The organism is Pseudomonas sp. N040 (genome assembly GCF_015637705.1).
Lineage (GTDB): Bacteria > Pseudomonadota > Gammaproteobacteria > Pseudomonadales > Pseudomonadaceae > Aquipseudomonas.
This window is the reverse complement of sequence record NZ_JADOBE010000005.1, coordinates 151094-168731: the sequence shown is the minus strand read 5'-3', so window position 1 is coordinate 168731 and position 17638 is coordinate 151094. Positions and strand designations below refer to the sequence as shown.

The 17638-nt window shown below is 65.6% G+C and carries 15 protein-coding genes; 6 read left to right on the top strand and 9 right to left on the bottom strand.

Annotation, left to right across the window (positions count from 1 at the left end):
• Positions 1-7 precede the first annotated feature (7 nt).
• Positions 8-865: an RNase adapter RapZ gene (gene rapZ / locus ISX93_RS09440; protein WP_195778471.1), complete on the top strand. Its 858-nt coding sequence runs from the start codon at positions 8-10 to the stop codon at positions 863-865.
• Positions 866-880: 15 nt separating this feature from the next.
• A complete protein-coding gene (locus ISX93_RS09435; protein WP_195778470.1) occupies positions 881-1153 on the top strand; it encodes an HPr family phosphocarrier protein in 273 nt (90 codons plus the stop codon).
• Positions 1154-1179: 26 nt separating this feature from the next.
• On the opposite strand, the gene pmbA is transcribed toward ISX93_RS09435, so the two are convergent.
• Positions 1180-2526, bottom strand: coding sequence for a metalloprotease PmbA (gene pmbA, locus ISX93_RS09430; protein ID WP_195778469.1), 1347 nt, complete (start codon positions 2524-2526; stop codon positions 1180-1182).
• A 94-nt stretch (positions 2527-2620) separates the two neighbouring features.
• Here pmbA and yjgA point away from each other — a divergent pair, with 94 nt between their 5' ends.
• The gene (gene yjgA / locus ISX93_RS09425) at positions 2621-3139 is read left to right on the top strand and encodes a ribosome biogenesis factor YjgA (RefSeq protein ID WP_195778468.1); all 519 of its coding nucleotides are present in this window, start codon (positions 2621-2623) and stop codon (positions 3137-3139) included.
• A 58-nt stretch (positions 3140-3197) separates the two neighbouring features.
• Here the strand turns inward: yjgA and tldD are convergent, their stop codons facing one another.
• The 8 genes from tldD to mreB all read right to left on the bottom strand — a co-directional run bounded on the left by tldD (position 3198) and on the right by mreB (position 14049).
• On the bottom strand, positions 3198-4640 hold the full coding sequence (tldD, locus tag ISX93_RS09420) for a metalloprotease TldD (protein WP_195778467.1): 1443 nt from the start codon (positions 4638-4640) through the stop codon (positions 3198-3200).
• Positions 4637-5491 carry a carbon-nitrogen hydrolase family protein gene (locus tag ISX93_RS09415; protein ID WP_195778466.1) on the bottom strand — a complete coding sequence of 285 codons (855 nt, stop codon included), beginning with the start codon at positions 5489-5491 and terminating at the stop codon, positions 4637-4639. Before ISX93_RS09415 ends, tldD begins: the two co-directional genes overlap by 4 nt.
• 30 nt (positions 5492-5521) lie before the next feature.
• Positions 5522-9343, bottom strand: a complete 3822-nt coding sequence (locus ISX93_RS09410) for a YhdP family protein (RefSeq protein ID WP_195778465.1) — start codon at positions 9341-9343, stop codon at positions 5522-5524.
• 45 nt (positions 9344-9388) lie between these two features.
• A complete protein-coding gene (gene rng / locus ISX93_RS09405; protein WP_195778464.1) occupies positions 9389-10846 on the bottom strand; it encodes a ribonuclease G in 1458 nt (485 codons plus the stop codon).
• 12 nt (positions 10847-10858) lie between these two features.
• A complete protein-coding gene (locus ISX93_RS09400) occupies positions 10859-11455 on the bottom strand; it encodes a Maf family protein (protein WP_195778463.1) in 597 nt (198 codons plus the stop codon).
• A 38-nt stretch (positions 11456-11493) separates the two neighbouring features.
• Positions 11494-11979 (bottom strand): rod shape-determining protein MreD, encoded by a 486-nt coding sequence (gene mreD / locus ISX93_RS09395; RefSeq protein ID WP_195778462.1) that lies wholly within the window; start codon positions 11977-11979, stop codon positions 11494-11496.
• Positions 11979-12881 (bottom strand): rod shape-determining protein MreC, encoded by a 903-nt coding sequence (gene mreC / locus ISX93_RS09390; RefSeq protein WP_374987673.1) that lies wholly within the window; start codon positions 12879-12881, stop codon positions 11979-11981. The genes mreD and mreC overlap by 1 nt, the downstream gene beginning before the upstream one ends.
• Positions 12882-13008: 127 nt before the next feature.
• Positions 13009-14049 carry a rod shape-determining protein MreB gene (mreB, locus tag ISX93_RS09385; protein ID WP_195778461.1) on the bottom strand — a complete coding sequence of 347 codons (1041 nt, stop codon included), beginning with the start codon at positions 14047-14049 and terminating at the stop codon, positions 13009-13011.
• A gap of 231 nt (positions 14050-14280) precedes the next feature.
• Between mreB and gatC the strand changes: the two genes are divergently transcribed.
• The 3 genes from gatC (at position 14281) to gatB (ending at position 17621) form a co-directional block, all read left to right on the top strand.
• The gene (gene gatC, locus ISX93_RS09380) at positions 14281-14568 is read left to right on the top strand and encodes an Asp-tRNA(Asn)/Glu-tRNA(Gln) amidotransferase subunit GatC (protein WP_195778460.1); all 288 of its coding nucleotides are present in this window, start codon (positions 14281-14283) and stop codon (positions 14566-14568) included.
• A gap of 5 nt (positions 14569-14573) precedes the next feature.
• Positions 14574-16025 carry an Asp-tRNA(Asn)/Glu-tRNA(Gln) amidotransferase subunit GatA gene (gatA, locus tag ISX93_RS09375; RefSeq protein WP_195778620.1) on the top strand — a complete coding sequence of 484 codons (1452 nt, stop codon included), beginning with the start codon at positions 14574-14576 and terminating at the stop codon, positions 16023-16025.
• 150 nt (positions 16026-16175) lie between these two features.
• Positions 16176-17621 (top strand): Asp-tRNA(Asn)/Glu-tRNA(Gln) amidotransferase subunit GatB, encoded by a 1446-nt coding sequence (gatB, locus tag ISX93_RS09370; protein WP_195778459.1) that lies wholly within the window; start codon positions 16176-16178, stop codon positions 17619-17621.
• The last annotated feature ends 17 nt before the right edge of the window (positions 17622-17638 follow it).

Sequence of the window (17638 nt, the reverse complement as noted above, 5' to 3'; positions counted from 1 at the left end):
CAATGCCATGCGCCTGATCATCGTTAGCGGCCGCTCCGGATCGGGGAAAAGCACCGCTCTGGATGTGCTTGAGGACAACGGTTTCTATTGCATCGACAACTTGCCTGCCGGCCTGCTTATCGAACTGGCCGAGCGTGCGCTACTCAATACAGACCTCATGCAGCCGCAGGTAGCGGTATCCATCGATGCCCGCAACCTGCCCAGTCAGCTCGAACGTTTTCCCGAACTGCTCGAGGAAGTCCGCGCCAAGCATATCCACTGTGACGTGGTCTATCTGGACAGCGACGACGACACCCTGCTCAAGCGCTTTTCCGAAACCCGTCGCCGCCACCCGCTGACGTCGGATACCCGCTCGCTGGCCGAAGCCATCAAGGATGAGAGCATCCTGCTCGGCCCGATCGCCGATCTGGCCGACCTCAAACTCGACACCACCCACCTGAACCTCTACCAGCTGCGGGACAGCATCAAGCTGCGCCTGCTGAACAAGCCGGAACCCGGTACCGCCTTTCTCGTCGAGTCTTTCGGCTTCAAGCGCGGCATGCCGGTGGATGCGGACCTGGTGTTTGACGTGCGCTGCCTGCCCAATCCGTACTGGAAGGCAGACCTACGCAACCTATCGGGCAAGGATCGCGAGGTGATCGACTACCTGAACGGGCAGGCAGATGTGGAGGAAATGTTCGATGACATTTTTGCCTACCTGAGCAAATGGCTGCCGCGCTTTGCCGCCAGCAACCGCTCCTATGTCACCATTGCGATTGGCTGCACCGGCGGCCATCACCGCTCGGTCTATCTTGCCGAAAGGCTCGGCGCAGCGCTCAAGCCGGGCCTGAAGAACATTCAGGTCCGCCACCGCGACCTCAGCTAAGGAACAGCCCCGGCAATGCTCGCCTGCGAAATCACCATCATCAACAAGCTCGGCCTGCACGCCCGTGCCGCCGCCAAATTCGTCGGCGTTGCCGGACGCTATCCCTGCCAGATCAAGGTTGGCCGCAACGCGGATAACCTGGTCGACGGCAAGAGCATCATGGCGGTCATGATGCTGGCTGCCGGCAAAGGTACCAACATTCACCTGCAGACCGACGGCGAACAGGAAGCTGAAGCCCTGGCGGGGCTGAGCGAACTGATCAACAACTACTTCGACGAAGGCGAGTAAGCTCGCCCAGCCTCCGGCCGCCAGGGTCAGCTGCCGGCCACCGTCATCCGCTCGATCAGTACCGAACCGCTGCGAATGTTGCTGCGCATTTCCAGGTCGCTGCCCACTGCGACAATCTGGCGGAACATGTCGCGCAGGTTGCCGGCAATGGTCACTTCCTGCACCGGATACTGGATCTCGCCATGCTCGACCCAGAAACCGGCGGCACCCCGCGAGTAATCGCCGGTCACCAGGTTCAGCCCCTGCCCCATCAGCTCGGTGACCAGCAGGCCGCGGCCCATGCGCTTGAGCAGCGCGCGCTGATCCTCATGGCCATGGCTGACCAGCAGGTTATGCACGCCGCCGGCATTGGCCGTGCTCGGCAGGCCCAGCTTGCGCCCGGAGTAGGTGCCCAGCACGTAGGAGACAATCACGCCGTCCTGGACGAAGGGCTTGGCATAGGTCGCCAGGCCATCGGCATCGAACGCGGCGCTCGCCAGGGCCCTCGGAATATGCGGATTCTCGTGCAGGCTCAGCCACTCGGGGAACAGCTGCTGGCCCAGGGAATCCTCCAGAAAGGATGATTTGCGATAGAGGTTGCCACCGGAAACCGCCGCCAGGAAATGCCCGAACAGACCGCCCGCCAGCTCTGCGGAAAACACTACCGGTACCTCGCAGGTGGCTACCGGCCGCGCGCCCAGGCGGGCGACCGTGCGCTGCGCGGCACGCTGGCCAATGCTGGCCGCTGACGCCAGCGCCTCGCCCTGGCGGCTGACGTCGTACCAGTAGTCGCGCTGCATCTGGCCAGCGCTTTCGGCGATCATCACGCAACTCAGGCTGTGCCGGGTACTCGCATAGCTACCCAGAAAGCCATGGCTGTTGCCGTAGACCCGGCAACTGCGGTGAGTACTCAACGAGGTCCCGTCGGCATTGCTGATCCGCGCATCGCTGGCAAAGGCCGTCGCCTCGCACTCCAGGGCCAGCTCGACCGACTGCTCCGGAGTGATCGACCAGGGGTGGTAGAGGTCCAGATCAGGCAGTTCGCGGGCCATCAGGCCAGGCTCGGCCAGCCCGGCAAACGGGTCTTCCGAAGCATGCTCGGCGATCGCCAGTGCGGCACCGACGGTTTCGCGGATCGCCTCGGCGCCACTGGCCGAAGTGCTCGCCGAGCCTTTGCGCTGGCCGACATACAGGGTGATGCCAAAGCCCTGGTCGCGATTGAACTCGACGGTCTCGACCTCACGCTGGCGTACCGTGGTCGACAGCCCCTGCTCCAGGGAAACCGCCACCTCGCAGGCACTGGCTCCCTGCCGGCGGGCTTCGGCAATGATCTGCTCAACCTGCTCCTGCAACTTGGACAGCGCTTCCGGGCCTACATTTTCTACCGCACTCATCTGTTACTCCATCCCTCTGCAACGCTAGGCGGGCAAGCCGGACAAGCGGCCCCCGAGTGGTTATCATGGCAGCGTTATCTTCTGGATACGTCCCATGTCTGAAAAAAACGATGACTTCTCCGAGGAGAAGAGCAAAACCCAGGTCAAGCGCGAGTTGCACGCCCTGCAGGACCTGGGCGAGCGCCTGACCACGCTCAAGCCGGATCTGCTGGCCAAGCTGCCACTCACCGAGCCCTTGCAAAAAGCCCTGGCCGATGCGCCCAAGCACAAGGCGCATATTGCCCGCAAACGGCACCTGCAATACATCGGCAAGCTGATGCGCGATGCGGATGTCGAAGGCATCAGCGCGCTGATCGACCAGCTGGACGCTTCAACCCGCCAGTACAACGAACGTTTCCATGGCCTAGAGCGCTGGCGCGACCGCCTGATCGGCGGGGACGACGCCACCCTGGAAGCCTTTGTTGCCGAATATCCGGCGACCGACCGGCAGCAACTGCGCAGCCTGATCCGCCATGCCCAGCACGAAGCGGCCCACAACAAACCGCCGGCCGCCGCACGCAAGGTGTTCAAGTACATTCGCGAACTGGATGAAGTGCAGCGCGGGCTGCGTTAATTACTGCAGGGCGGGTTGGCCGCGCCGTCGCGCCGGCCAGCGCTACGCTCGACCCCGTCTACGCCCCGGTGCCACCCACGGTGATCGCATCTATCTTCAGGGTTGGCTGGCCGACCCCCACCGGTACCGACTGGCCATCCTTGCCGCAGGTGCCCACGCCGCTGTCCAGCGCCAGGTCATTGCCGACCATCGACACCCGGCTCATTGCCTCCGGCCCATTGCCGATCAGGGTGGCGCCCTTGACCGGCGTGGTGATGCGGCCGTTCTCGATCAGGTAGGCCTCGCTGGTGGAAAACACGAACTTGCCGCTGGTGATATCGACCTGGCCACCGCCCAGGTTGGCGCAGTAGATGCCGCGCTGCACCGAGGCGATGATCTCTGCCGGATCGCTGGCGCCGGCCAGCATGTAGGTATTGGTCATGCGCGGCATCGGCAGGCAGGAATAGGATTCGCGCCGGCCGTTGCCGGTTACCGCCACGCCCATCAGGCGGGCATTCAGCTTGTCCTGCATGTAGCCCTTGAGCACGCCGTTCTCGATCAGCGTGGTGCACTGCGTCGGCGTGCCCTCGTCGTCCAGACTCAGCGACCCGCGGCGTCCGGCCAGGGTGCCGTCATCGACGATGGTGCACAGGCTGGATGCGACCCGCTCGCCGATACGGCCACTGTAGGCCGAACTGCCCTTGCGGTTGAAATCACCCTCCAGGCCGTGGCCGACCGCCTCGTGCAGCAGCACCCCGGACCAGCCCGGGCCGAGCACCACCGGCAGGCTGCCGGCCGGCGCCGGCAGCGCTTCGAGGTTGACCAGGGCCTGACGCAGCGCTTCGCGCGCGTACCCCATGGCCCGATCCTGCTCCAGAAAGTAGCGATAATCACTGCGCCCGCCGCCACCGTGGCTGCCGCGCTCGCGTCGGCCATTCTGCTCGACGATCACCCCGACATTGAAACGCACCAGCGGCCGCACATCGGCGCCCAGACTGCCATCACTGGCGGCGACCAGGATGCGCTCCCAGACCCCCGAGAGACTGACGGTGACCCGCTGGATGCGCGGATCCAGTGCCCGGGTGGCGGCATCGATGCGCTTGAGCAGATCAACCTTTTCCGCGCGGCTGAGGACTTCCAGCGGATTCTGCGCCGGATAGAGGGGCACACAGGCTGCGTGGCGCAGCACCTCGACGCGGCCGTTCTGGCCGGCGCGGGCAATCGAGCGCGCGGCCTGCGAGGCTTCGCCGAGCGCCTTGCGGCTGATGGTATTGCTGTAGGCAAAGCCGGTCTTCTCGCCAGACTGGGCGCGCACCCCGACGCCCTGATCCAGATTGAAACTGCCTTCCTTGACGATACCGTCCTCAAGTACCCAGTTTTCCGAAATCTGGCTCTGGAAGTACAGGTCGGCGGCGTCGATGCCGGGACCGGCAAGTTCGCCCAGCACGTCGGGCAGCTGCTCGATGCTCAGCTCGCCGGGGTTCAGCAGATGCGCGCTGACCGATGACAACAAATCACTCATGGGTTCTCCTGGTCCACCGGCAAGGGAGCGCCTGGTGGAGAAAAGCGTCGCTGGCTGGCCAGCGGCATGTTTTGCCGAATGGCCTGCTGGGCGGCCGGATCACGCGCGGCCAGCAGCACTGCCTCACCCAGCGGCTGCTCGGCAAGGACCCGCCCCCAGGCATCGACAATCGCCGAGTGGCCGAAGGTCTCGCGTCCGCCGGGATGCTGCCCACCCTGATTGGCGGCGAGCAGGTAGCACTGGGTTTCGATGGCGCGGGCGCGCAGCAATACCTGCCAGTGCGCGGCCCCGGTAACCGCGGTGAAGGCGGCCGGGACACTGATCAGCTCGGCGCCGGCGGCACGCAGGGCCAGGTAAAGTTCGGGAAAGCGCAGGTCATAGCAGACGCTCAGGCCAAGGCGCCCGACCGGCGTATCGGCCACCACCACCCGCGCGCCATGGAGGTAATCCTCCGACTCGCGATAACGCCCGCGGCTGTCGGCCACCTCGACATCGAACAGGTGCAGCTTGTCATAGCGCGCTACCCGCTCGCCGTGCTCATCGATCAGCAGCGAGGTTGCGTGCGGCCGACCCAGCGGCTGCTCATCGGGTGGCAACGGTAGCGTCCCGGCCACGATCCACAGGCCAAGGTCGCGCGCCGCCTGCCGCAGCCAGGGCAGCAGGGGGCCCTCGCCGGCCGCTTCGGCACGCGCCAGCCCGGCCAGGTCACGACGGCCCATGGCGGCGAAGTTTTCCGGCAGCACTGCCAGCCGGGCACCGCTCTCCGCCGCACGCTCCAGCAGCCGCCGGGCAGCCAGCAGGTTGGCCGGTACAGCCTCCTGGCTGACCATCTGCAACACCGCCAGACTCATGAAAGCGCCCCTCCCGACATGCACGTCATCTCATGGCTTGAAGAAAGTGATCTGCGGATTATCCATGCTGCCCTGCACTTGGTACTGCACCCGGGCCAGGCTGGAAGTGCTGGTGCCAAACAGCTTGTCGGCGACCTTGTCGACGACGAAGAAGGCCCCGGCCACCGCCGGGCCGCCGGCCAGCAGCGCCGCCATGGTAACGGTATTGGACACCGGCAGGGTCACAAAGAGCTTGGCGTTGATTTTCTGGGTGACCATATCCAGCGTGCCATCCAGCTCCAGCTTGGCGGAAGGCCCCTTGACCTCCATCGGCTCGCGGGTAACGAACACCCCATCGTTGCCGACCAGCAGCACACCCACCCGGTCGTAGGCCATGCCCGTGCCAAACAGGTCGGAGAAATCCAGGCGTAACCGGCGACCGATCGCGCTCAGGTTGAGCAGGCCGAACACCCGCAGGGCATTGCTGCCGCCGCCCTGGACCTCGACGAAGCGGCCATTGTGCATGCTCCCGTCCAGGCTGCCGGACAGCCGGGCCAGGCTGACCCACGCCGGCGAACCCGGCCAGCGGGTATCGGCATCCACCCGGAAACGCTCGCTGGTGACCGAGGGCGCGAAGTTCCAGGCCTGCAGCACAGTCCCCAGATCCGCCCCCTGCAGCCGGCCCTTGTACCAGGAGCGCGTCGCCCCGAGCGGACCCTCCCAACCGGCAGCGCCAGTGACCAGCAAGCCCTTGAGGTTCAGCTTCAACTGGCTGAAGCGCACACCACCGGGAGCCGGACGCACCTTGAACGAGCTGGCCCCCAGTGCTTCGCCGCCGAGCAGGACCTGGTCGATCTTCACATCCATCGGTGGCAGGCTGGCGGGGGCAATCGCGGCCAGCGGATCAGGCTTGGCAATGGCCTCGGCATCGGTGCTGGCCGGTTCGGGCAGGCTGACACGCTTGAAGTCCAGGGCAACCGGCAGGTCGGCCTGGTCTGGCAGGCTGACCTGTCCCTCGGCTATCTCGCTGTTCAGCCCGACCAGCCAGGCGGCGTTCTGCCGGCTGAGGCTGAGGGCCAGATCACGGGCATCCAGGCCGAAACCGCTGAAATGGTCGACCTGCAGACTGGCCGAGCGCAGCATCGACGGATCGAGACCGGCGCCCTGGCTGGCGTAGCGCTTGGCCAGTGCCTGCCAGGCTGCGACATCCAGCTCGGCCAGCCGGCCACGCACTGCCAGCCCGGTGTCTGCCGGCAAACGCGCCGCCTGGCCACCCAGCACCAGCTCGGCGCGCGCGGCGTCCAGCTTGCCGCCAGGGATGGCCAGCGCCAGGCTGGCCAGCTCGGCATACTTCACCCAGTAGCTCGGGTCCCTGGCGCTGAGGGGCATGCGGAATTGCGTGGCGCGGATCTCACCGGCGGTCTTGCCGAACGGGGCCGGCAGCTCAACCGCCAGGCCCTGCAGGTTGGAATCCACCTGCAGTTGGCTGTTTTCATCGAGAATTACATTCAAACGGTACGGTATGCTGCCGCTCAGCGGCAACGGCTGTGCGGCGATACCCAGCCAGCCGGTCAGGTCGCCGAGGGCAATCTTGCTGTTGACCTCGATGCGGGTGCGGGTCCGCCCGCGCGCCCCTTCGGCGACGATCCTGCCACTCAGCGCCTCACCGAAGGCGCGTGCGCGCAGGCGCGGGGAGCTCAGGCCGGTGGCCGTGTTGTAGCGAAATGCCGCGCTGATCTGGGTCAGCTGCAGGGCCGGGGCGGGAATGCTCAGCTGTGCGCCATCCGCAGCAAAATCCACCACCGCCTGGGGCGCCGAGTGGCCATCCAGCGGAATATCCAGGGCCAGCTTGCCGGCCAGCGCACCCTCGCCGCGCCAGCCGGCAAAGGTCTGCGCGGCACCCAGCGGCGCCGTTTGCAGAATCGCCAGGCCATCCTTGACGCTGCTTTGCAACTGGGCGCTGACCTTCAGCCGCGGCGCCTGGCCGTTGCTTGCCGGCGCCACGCTGGCCAGCACCTGGCTGACCTGGCTATCCAGAACCTGTGCGCTGCCGACCTCCACCCGCACCCCGTTGGCGCCGACAAACACTTCGCCGGCCGCCTCGCGCAGGGCCGGCCAGCCCGGCTGATAGGCCAGCTCCAGGCCATGCAGCTTGAAGTACAGGCTCAGCGTGCTGGAATTGGCTGGCGCGCTGGCACTCAGCGTGCCCTGGTACTGGAAGATGCCCTCATCGATGGCGCCACTGACGAGCGCGCTTTTCAGCCAGCCGGCCAGCTCTGCGGAAAACTGCGCCGACGGCAGCGGCAGGTACTTGCTGGTAAAGGCGGCATTTCCCTCGCGCAGACCGACCCGCAGGTCCATGTAGCTGAACTGATCTGCCGCCAGCGGGATGGCAATCTTCAGGTCACCGGCAATCCGCCCCTCGTCGCCCTCGAGGCGGATATACGGGCTGTGCAGGGTGAACGCCTGCTCATCCAGGGTCCAGCTGAGCAACGCGCCAGCCTGCCGGTACTGCCAGGGCGCGGGAAATATCCCGGCCAGGTCGAGCACGAAATTCTCCGCGGCCAGGCGCAGTGCACCCTGGGCCAGATCGCCACTGATGCTGCCACTGACGTTTTCCAGCCCCGGGACATCGGCATGCGCCGTGATCCCCACGGCGGCAAGACTGGTCGCGAACTGCACGCGGTCGGCTGTGCTTTTCTGCGGTTCGAAGCTCACCTGGAGGTTGCGCAGCTGGCCATGCGGCTTGAGCCCGACCAGCCACTCATCGACTGCCGGCGCTGCTGGCGCCAGGGCCAGCGCCAGGCTGGCGAGCGGCGCCAGGTCCAGCCGGTCCGCCTGCAGGCGCCAGGTCTGACCGGAGGACGCAGTTGCCCCGCGCTGCTGCAATTCCAGTTGCACCGGGCCGAAGCGGGTCGGCCCGAGGCTCAGGGCCAGGGACTCCAGGCGCAGATCGTAGCCCTCGGGGCGCCGGTCCAGGTAGGCGGTCACCGCCAGATCCTCGACCGTCACGGCACTGCGCCCGTCTGCTGCGGCGATCAGCTCGGGCGCGTTCAGCCGCGCCACCACACGCTGCAACTGGCCGCCCTCGGCCGCCGCCCAGAACTCGCCACCGGCGACTAGCCGCGCAAGGCTCCAGCCGTGCAGCAGCGCCGCCGGGATACGTGCCGACCAGTCGCTCTGCGGCAGGCTCAGATAGAGCTGCGCCGGGCTGCTGCGCCAGTCCGCCGGGTTCAGCTTGCCGCGCAGGCTGAAGCTCGCGGGCAGGCCATCGGGCAGGGTCAGGTGACCATCCAGGCGCTGCTTGCGCCCATTGCGCAATTCAAATTCGACGTAGGTCAGGCTGACCGACGGCTCGGCATACGGCTGCAGGGTGATCTGGCTGTCCAGCAGCAGCAGCTGGGAAATCCCCAGCAGGTTTTCCAGCAGCGCCTGCGGGCCCGTGGCAGGGGCCGTCGCTGACGGCAATCCGGGGACCGACCAGGCGCCTTCCGCCGATTGGCGCAGGACCAGCTGCAAGCCTTCGACTTCAACCCGCTGAATTTCCAGGCGGCGCTCAAGCAAGCCGGTGAGCAGGTCCGGCTTGATGCGCAGGGTCTGCACATGCAAGCGTCCCTCGCCCACCCCCAGTTCGACGTCGTGCGCCACCAGCAGCGGCCCGAAGCCGCGCCAGCTGCCCTCCAGGCGGCCGATTCGCAGCGGCAGGCCGAGTGCCGCCTGCGCCTGCTGCTCGACCTCGGGTTGATACTCGGCGAGCAACGGCATCAGCTCGCGGCCGAGGCTGACATACAGCGCGAGCAGCACCAGCAGCAGCGCGCCGAAACCGATGACGGCACGCAGCAGGGCATTGAGCAGACGCAGCAGTCCGGCCATTCAGCGACTCACTCGCCTGAACCGCTCAGGCCCGCAGGCCGCGCATCACAGCAGAACGACATCGTATTGCTCCTGGGAATACATGGCTTCGACCTGAAAGGTGATGGTACGCCCGATAAACGCCTCGAGATCGGCGACATTGGCCGACTCCTCGTCAAGCAGGCGGTCGACTACCCGCTGGTTGGCCAGCACCCGGTAGGCGCCGGCCTGGTAGGCCCGGGCTTCGCGCAGGATCTCGCGGAAGATCTCGTAGCAGATGGTCTCCGGGGTCTTCAGCTTGCCGCGCCCCTGACAGCTGACGCAGGGCTCGCAGAGGATCTGCTCGAGGCTTTCGCGGGTGCGCTTGCGGGTCATCTGCACCAGCCCCAGCTCGGTGATGCCGATGATGTTGGTCTTGGCGTGATCACGCTCCAGCTGCCGCTCCAGGGTACGCAGCACCTGGCGCTGGTGTTCCTCGTCCTGCATGTCGATGAAGTCGATGATGATGATCCCGCCCAGGTTGCGCAGGCGCAGCTGGCGAGCAATCGAGGTGGCCGCCTCGAGGTTGGTCTTGAAGATGGTTTCTTCCAGGGTGCGATGGCCGACGAAGGCGCCGGTATTCACATCGATGGTGCTCATCGCTTCGGCCGGGTCGACCACCAGATAGCCGCCGGACTTGAGCGGTACCTTGCGCTCCAGGGCCTTCTGGATTTCATCCTCAACGCCATACAGGTCGAAGATCGGCCGCTCGCCCGGGTAGTGCTCGAGCCGGCTGGCAATTTCCGGCATCAGCTCGGCGACGAACTGCGAGGCCTTCTGGAAGGTTTCCCGCGAGTCGATGCGGATCTTCTCGCTGCGCGGATTGACCAGGTCACGCAGGGTCCGCAGTGCCAGCGAAAGATCCTCGTAGATCACCGAAGGCGTCGGCGCGGTTTGCCGCTGGCTGGCGATCTGCTCCCAGAGCCGCCGCAGGTAGCGGATGTCGGCGATGATGTCATCGGCGCCGGCACCCTCGGCGGCCGTGCGCAGGATGAAGCCGCCAGCCTCCTCGATGGCTTCCGTAGCCAGGCAACCAGTGACTATCGCCTTGAGCCGCTCGCGCTCGGCCTCATCCTCGATGCGCAGCGAGATGCCCACATGGCTGGTGCTGGGCATGTACACCAGGTAGCGCGAGGGGATCGACAACTGGGTGGTCAGCCGGGCGCCCTTGCTGCCAATCGGATCCTTGGTCACCTGCACCACCAGGCCCTGCCCTTCGCGCACTAGCTGGCTGATGCACTCGATGGCGCTGCCTTCACGGCTGGAGATTTCCGCCGCATGGATGAACGCCGCGCGCTCCAGGCCGATGTCGACGAACGCCGCCTGCATGCCCGGCAGGACGCGCACCACCTTGCCGCGATAGATATTGCCGACGATGCCGCGCCGCTGGGTGCGCTCGACATGCACTTCCTGCAGCACGCCGTTCTCCACCACGGCCACGCGCGACTCCATCGGCGTGATGTTGATCAGTATCTCTTCACTCATGTCACGCTTCGCTCATGCGTTATCGGGCAACTGCCAGCAGGAAATCCCGCGGCCAGCCAGTAACTCGGCAGTTTCGCACAAGGGCAGCCCGACGACAGCTGAATAACTGCCTTGCAGCTGGCGGACAAAGATCGCCGCCAGACCCTGGATGGCATACCCGCCAGCCTTGTCCTGCGGTTCGCCGGTAGCCCAGTAGGCGTGCATTTCCGCGCTGGTTATGTGCCGAAAGCTCACCCGGCTGGCCACCGTTCGGGACTCGCAGCCCAGCGCACTGGCCAGCGCCACGGCGGTGAGCACCTGGTGCTCGCGCCCGGACAGCGCCTGCAGCATCTGCCGCGCTTCCTCCCGGTCTGCCGGCTTGCCGAGGATCCGGCCATCCAGCACGACAGCGGTATCGGCCCCCAGCACACAGGCTTCGCCGGGTGCCTCGAGCATGTCCAGCCCGGCCTGCGCCTTGGCCCGCGCGAGGCGCTCGACGTACTGCTCGGGCGCCTCGCCGGGCAGTAGGCTTTCATCAACACTGGAAGACAGGAGCCGGCAGGGCACGCCGATCTGGGCGAGCAGTTCACGCCGGCGCGGTGAGGCCGAGGCCAGATACAACGGGGGCATGCGGGTACCTCCTGGAAAGGAACAGGCCCGGCGCACGGTCAATAGACGTGAAAGCGCTTGCTGAGGCCGCGCAGGATGGCGAACACCCACGGCCAGAGCAGCGCGCTGACCAGTGCTGGCAACAGGAACAGCAGGGTCGGCGGGCGGTTGCCGGACAGCGTGTACAGCCACAATTGCAGCAACTGGGCCAGGCCGAACACCACCAGCAGCACCATGGCCTGCTGCCACAGCGGGAACATGCGCAGGCGCCGGTGCAGGGTCATCACCAGGAAGGTGATCAGGGTCAGGATCAGCGCATTCTGGCCCAGCAGCGAACCGTACAGGACGTCTTCCGCCAGACCGAGAACCCAGGCCCTGGCCAGACCGAAACGGTGCGGCAGGAACATGGTCCAGAAGCTCAGGATCAGCGCCAGCCAGAGTGGCCGGCCGACTTCCATGAAACCCATTGGCAGCACGCTGAGCAGCATGCCCAGGGCAATGCTCAGCCAGATCAGCCAGCCGTTGTGGTAGCGCGCGCCGACCATCAGTGTGCCCCTTCTGTGGCTGTTGGCTGTGCCGGCGCTGCCGCGGTGCTGCCAGGTTGCACAGGCGCCGCCTGCAGGTCCGCCCGTTCCTGGGCCTGCGCGGCATCCTCGGCACGCTGCTCCGGTGAACGCTGGTCACTGACCACCAGCAGCACGTAGCGGCTGCGGTTCAGGCCCGCCGTGGGCTTGGCGCGGACCACGGCAAAGGGTTGTCCGGGATCATGGGTAACCCTGGTCACGATGGCCACCGGGTAGCCCGCCGGGAAACGCTGCCCGAGCCCGGAACTGACCAGCAGGTCGCCTTCCTTGATATCGGCGGTATCCGCCACGTGGCGCAATTCCAGGCTTTCCGGATTGCCTACGCCGGCGGCGATGGCGCGCAGCCCGTTGCGATTGACCTGCACCGGAATGCTGTGGGTCGAATCGGTCAGCAGCAGCACCCGCGCGGTATACGGCATGACTTCGACCACCTGGCCCATCAGGCCGCGCGCATCGAGCACCGGCTGGCCGATGAACACCCCATCCTTTTCACCCTTGTTGATCAGGATGCGATAAGTGAACGGATTGGGATCGACGCCGATCAATTCGCCAACCAGCACCTTCTCATCGACCAGTTCCGCCGAATTGAGCAGCTCGCGCAGACGCACATTCTGCTCGGTCAGGGTGGCCAGCTTCTGCAGGCGCCGCTCCAGCAGCAGGGCTTCGGCCTTGAGTTTCTCGTTCTCGGCCAGCAGCTCGCTGCGGCTGCTGATCGTCTGGGTCATGTCGCTCCACAGCCGCCCGGGCAGATCCGCCATCCAGTAGAACGGCGTCAGCACCAGGCCCAACTGGCTGCGCAGCGGCTTTAGCGTGTCAAAGCGGGCATCCACCACCATCAGCACAATGGACAGCACGCTGAGCACCAGCAGGCGCGTAGCAAGCGAAGGTCCCTTGGTAAATAGCGGGTTGATGATGGCGCCCTCATTGCGGTACGGCACAAATGCAAAGCCGGAAGATCAGGCTTCCGGCTTTGCTGTTACAGCGACAGGCTTACTCCGAGGAGAGCAGGTCCATGGAATGGCGATCCATCATTTCCAGCGCCTTGCCGCCGCCACGGGCCACGCAGGTCAGCGGGTCCTCGGCAATGATCACCGGCAGACCGGTCTCATGCGACAGCAACTTGTCCAGGTCACGCAGCAGCGCACCGCCACCGGTGAGCACCAGGCCGCGCTCGGCGATATCCGAGGCCAGCTCCGGCGGCGACTGCTCGAGGGCGCTCTTGACCGCCTGGACGATGGCGGCGAGGGATTCCTGCAACGCCTCGAGCACTTCATTGGAGTTCAGGGTAAAGCTGCGCGGCACGCCCTCGGCCAGGTTGCGGCCACGCACATCCAGCTCGCGCAGTTCGCCACCGGGGAACGCCGTACCGATTTCCTGCTTGATGCGCTCGGCGGTGGATTCGCCGATCAGCGAACCATAGTTGCGCCGTACGTAGGTCACGATGGCTTCGTCGAAGCGGTCGCCGCCAACCCGCACGGATTCGGCATAGACCACGCCATTCAGGGAAATCAGGGCGATTTCGGTAGTGCCGCCGCCGATATCCACGACCATCGAACCGCGCGCCTCATCGACCGGCAGGCCGGCGCCGATCGCTGCAGCCATCGGCTCCTCGATCAGGAACACTTCACGCGCGCCGGCACCCAGGGCCGATTCGCGGATGGCGCGGCGCTCGACCTGGGTCGACTTGCAGGGCACGCAGATCAGCACGCGCGGCGATGGTTGCAGGAAGCTGTTTTCATGCACCTTGTTGATGAAGTACTGCAGCATCTTCTCGCAGACGCTGAAGTCGGCGATCACGCCGTCCTTCATCGGACGAATGGCCTGGATGTTGCCCGGGGTGCGACCGAGCATGCGCTTGGCATCAGTACCGACGGCAACCACGCTTTTCTGGTTGTTGGCGCTGGTGCGGATGGCCACCACGGACGGCTCATTCAGCACGATACCGCGCTCACGCACATAAATAAGGGTGTTGGCCGTACCCAAATCGATCGACAGATCGCTGGAAAACATGCCGCGCAGCTTCTTGAACATGGGGAAACCCTAAGACTGAGCGTTTAGAACAAAACGCTGGGTGTAAAAGTGCGGCGAACTCTACCAACCATGAGCCTTTTGGGCAAGGTGCCCGATGTGTTAGATTGCCCGGCTTCCGCACTGAAACGCCCGCCGGCACGGCTGCAAACCGCCCGTCAAAAAAGCGACTTTTACCTGTTTCCCGTTCGCCCCGCCGGTTTTCAGCTGCCCGCTCAAATTCTGGAGACCCCAATGGCGCTCGAACGCTCCGACGTGGAAAAAATCGCCCACCTGGCCCGACTCGGCCTGAGCGAGGCGGATATTCCGCAAACCACCAGCACCCTGAACAACATCCTCGGCCTGATCGACGCCATGCAAGCCGTGGATACCGCCGGCGTCGAGCCGCTGGCGCACCCGCTGGAGGCCACCCAGCGCCTGCGGGCCGACGTGGTGACCGAAAGCAATCAGCGCGAGGCCTACCAGGCCATCGCCCCCGCCGTGGAAAACGGCCTGTACCTGGTGCCCAAGGTGATCGAGTAATGGACATGCAGCAACTGACACTCGCCGAGATCGGCCGTGCCCTGGCCGCCAAACAGTTTTCCGCCGAGGAACTGGCGCAAACCCTGCTGGCGCGGATCAAGGCCGTCGACCCGCAACTGAACAGCTTCATCAGCGTGACCGAGGAACTGGCGCTACAGCAGGCCAGGGCTGCCGACAGCCGCCGCGCCGCCGGCGAGAGCGGCGCCCTGCTTGGCGCGCCGATCGGCCACAAGGACCTGTTCTGCACCCAGGGCGTGCTGACCAGCTGCGGTTCGAAGATCCTGACCGGCTTCAAGGCCCCGTACAACGCCAGCGTGGTGGAGAAACTGGCCGCCGCCGGCAGCGTGACCCTCGGCAAGCTGAACATGGACGAGTTCGCCATGGGCTCATCCAACGAATCCAGCCACTACGGCCCGGTGAAGAACCCCTGGGACCTGACCCGCGTACCCGGCGGCTCCTCCGGCGGCTCGGCGGCGGCGGTGGCGGCACGCCTGATTCCGGCGGCCACCGGCACCGACACCGGCGGCTCGATCCGCCAGCCCGCCGCGCTGACCAACCTCACCGGGCTCAAGCCGACCTACGGCCGCGTGTCGCGCTGGGGCATGATCGCCTACGCCTCCAGCCTCGACCAGGGCGGGCCGATGGCGCGCACCGCGGAAGACTGCGCCCTGCTGCTGCAGGCCATGGCCGGCTTCGACCCGAAGGACAGCACCAGCGTCGAGCAGCCGGTGGATGACTACCTGGCCGCCCTCCACCAGCCGCTGGCAGGCCTGCGCATCGGCCTGCCGAAGGAGTATTTCGGCACCGGCCTCGACCCGCGGATCGCCGACAAGGCCCTGGCTGCAGTGGTGGAGCTGAAAAAACTCGGCGCCACGGTCAAGGACATCAGCCTGCCGAACATGCAGCACGCCATCCCGGCCTACTACGTGATCGCCCCGGCCGAGGCCAGCTCCAACCTGTCGCGCTTCGACGGCGTGCGCTTCGGCTACCGTTGCGCGGACCCGCTCAACCTCGAAGACCTGTACAAGCGCTCGCGCGCTGAAGGCTTCGGCGCCGAGGTCAAGCGGCGCATCATGGTCGGCACCTACGCGCTGTCCGCCGGCTACTACGATGCCTACTACCTGAAGGCGCAGAAGATCCGCCGGCTGATCAAGAACGACTTCGTCAAGGCGTTCAGCGAGGTCGACCTGATCCTCGGCCCGACCACGCCAAACCCGGCCTGGAAGCTCGGCGAGAAGAACAACGACCCGGTCGCCCAGTACCTGGAAGACATCTACACCATCACCGCCAACCTGGCCGGCATCCCCGCCCTGTCGATGCCGGCCGGCTTCGTCGACGGCCTGCCGGTGGGCGTGCAACTGCTCGCCCCGTACTTCCAGGAGGCCCGCCTGCTCAACGTGGCCCACCAGTACCAGCAGGTGACTGACTGGCATCAACAGGCGCCGGCCGGGTTTTAAGGCCTGACGCCGCCGCAGGATGGGTTGAGGCGCTTGCGCCGATACCCATCGCGGCTGGCTGATGGGTATCGCTGTGCTCAACCCATCCTACGGGCTTACCCTCGTCGGCGGGCCAAGGGCAGACCGCAATACATTTGAGGGACGTTCAAGATGCAATGGGAAACCGTAATCGGGCTGGAAATCCACGCCCAGCTCAGCACCCGCTCGAAGATTTTCTCCGCCAGCGCCACCACCTTCGGCGCCGAGCCCAATACCCAGGCCAGCCTGATCGACCTCGGCATGCCCGGCACCCTGCCGGTGCTGAATGCCGAAGCGGTGCGCATGGCCTGCAAGTTCGGCCTGGCGATCGACGCGCAGATCGCGCCGCAGAACGTCTTCGCCCGCAAGAACTACTTCTACCCGGACCTGCCCAAGGGCTACCAGACCAGCCAGATGGACCACCCCATCGTCGGCAAGGGGCATCTGGATATCACGCTGGAAGACGGCACCACCAAGCGCATCGGCATCACCCGCGCACACCTTGAAGAGGATGCCGGCAAGAGCCTGCACGAAGACTTCCACGGCATGAGCGGCATCGATCTGAACCGCGCCGGCACGCCGCTGCTGGAAATCGTATCCGAGCCGGACATCCGCAGTGCCAAGGAAGCTGTGGCCTATGTCAAGGCCATCCACGCGCTGGTGCGCTACCTGGGTATCTGCGACGGCAACATGGCCGAAGGCTCGCTGCGCTGCGACTGCAACGTTTCGGTTCGCCCCAAGGGTCAGGCCGAATTCGGCACACGTGCCGAGATCAAGAACGTCAACTCGTTCCGCTTTATCGAAAAAGCCATCAACCACGAAGTGCAGCGGCAGATCGAGCTGATCGAGGACGGCGGCAAGGTGGTGCAGGAAACCCGCCTGTACGACCCGAACAAGGACCAGACGCGCTCCATGCGCAGCAAGGAAGAAGCCAACGACTACCGTTACTTCCCCTGCCCCGACCTGCTGCCGGTGCTGATCGAGCAGAGCTTCCTCGACGAGGTGCGCGCGACCCTGCCGGAGCTGCCGGTGCAGAAGCGCGAGCGTTTCCAGGCGCAGTTCGGCCTGTCCGCCTATGACGCCGACGTGCTGGCCGCCAGCCGCGAACTGGCCAACTACTTCGAAGCCGTGAATGCCGTATGTGGCGACGCCAAGTTGGCCGCCAACTGGGTGATGGGCGAGCTCTCCAGCCTGCTCAACAGTGGCAATCTGGACATCGAGCAATCGCCTGTGTCTGCCGAGCAGCTGGGCGGCATGATCCTGCGCATCAAGGACAACACCATCAGCGGCAAGATCGCCAAGATGGTCTTTGAAGCCATGGCCAATGGTGAAGGCAGCGCCGACCAGGTAATCGAGGCCAAAGGTCTCAAGCAGGTCACCGACAGCGGCGCCATCGAGTCGATGCTCGACGAAGTGCTGGCGGCCAACGCCGAGCAGGTCGAGCAATACCGCGCCAGCGATGAGGCCAAGCGCGGCAAGATGTTCGGCTTCTTCGTCGGCCAGGCGATGAAGGCTTCGAAAGGCAAGGCCAACCCCGGCCAGGTCAACGAACTGCTGAAGAAGAAACTCGAGGGTTAAGCCCCACGCAGTCAATA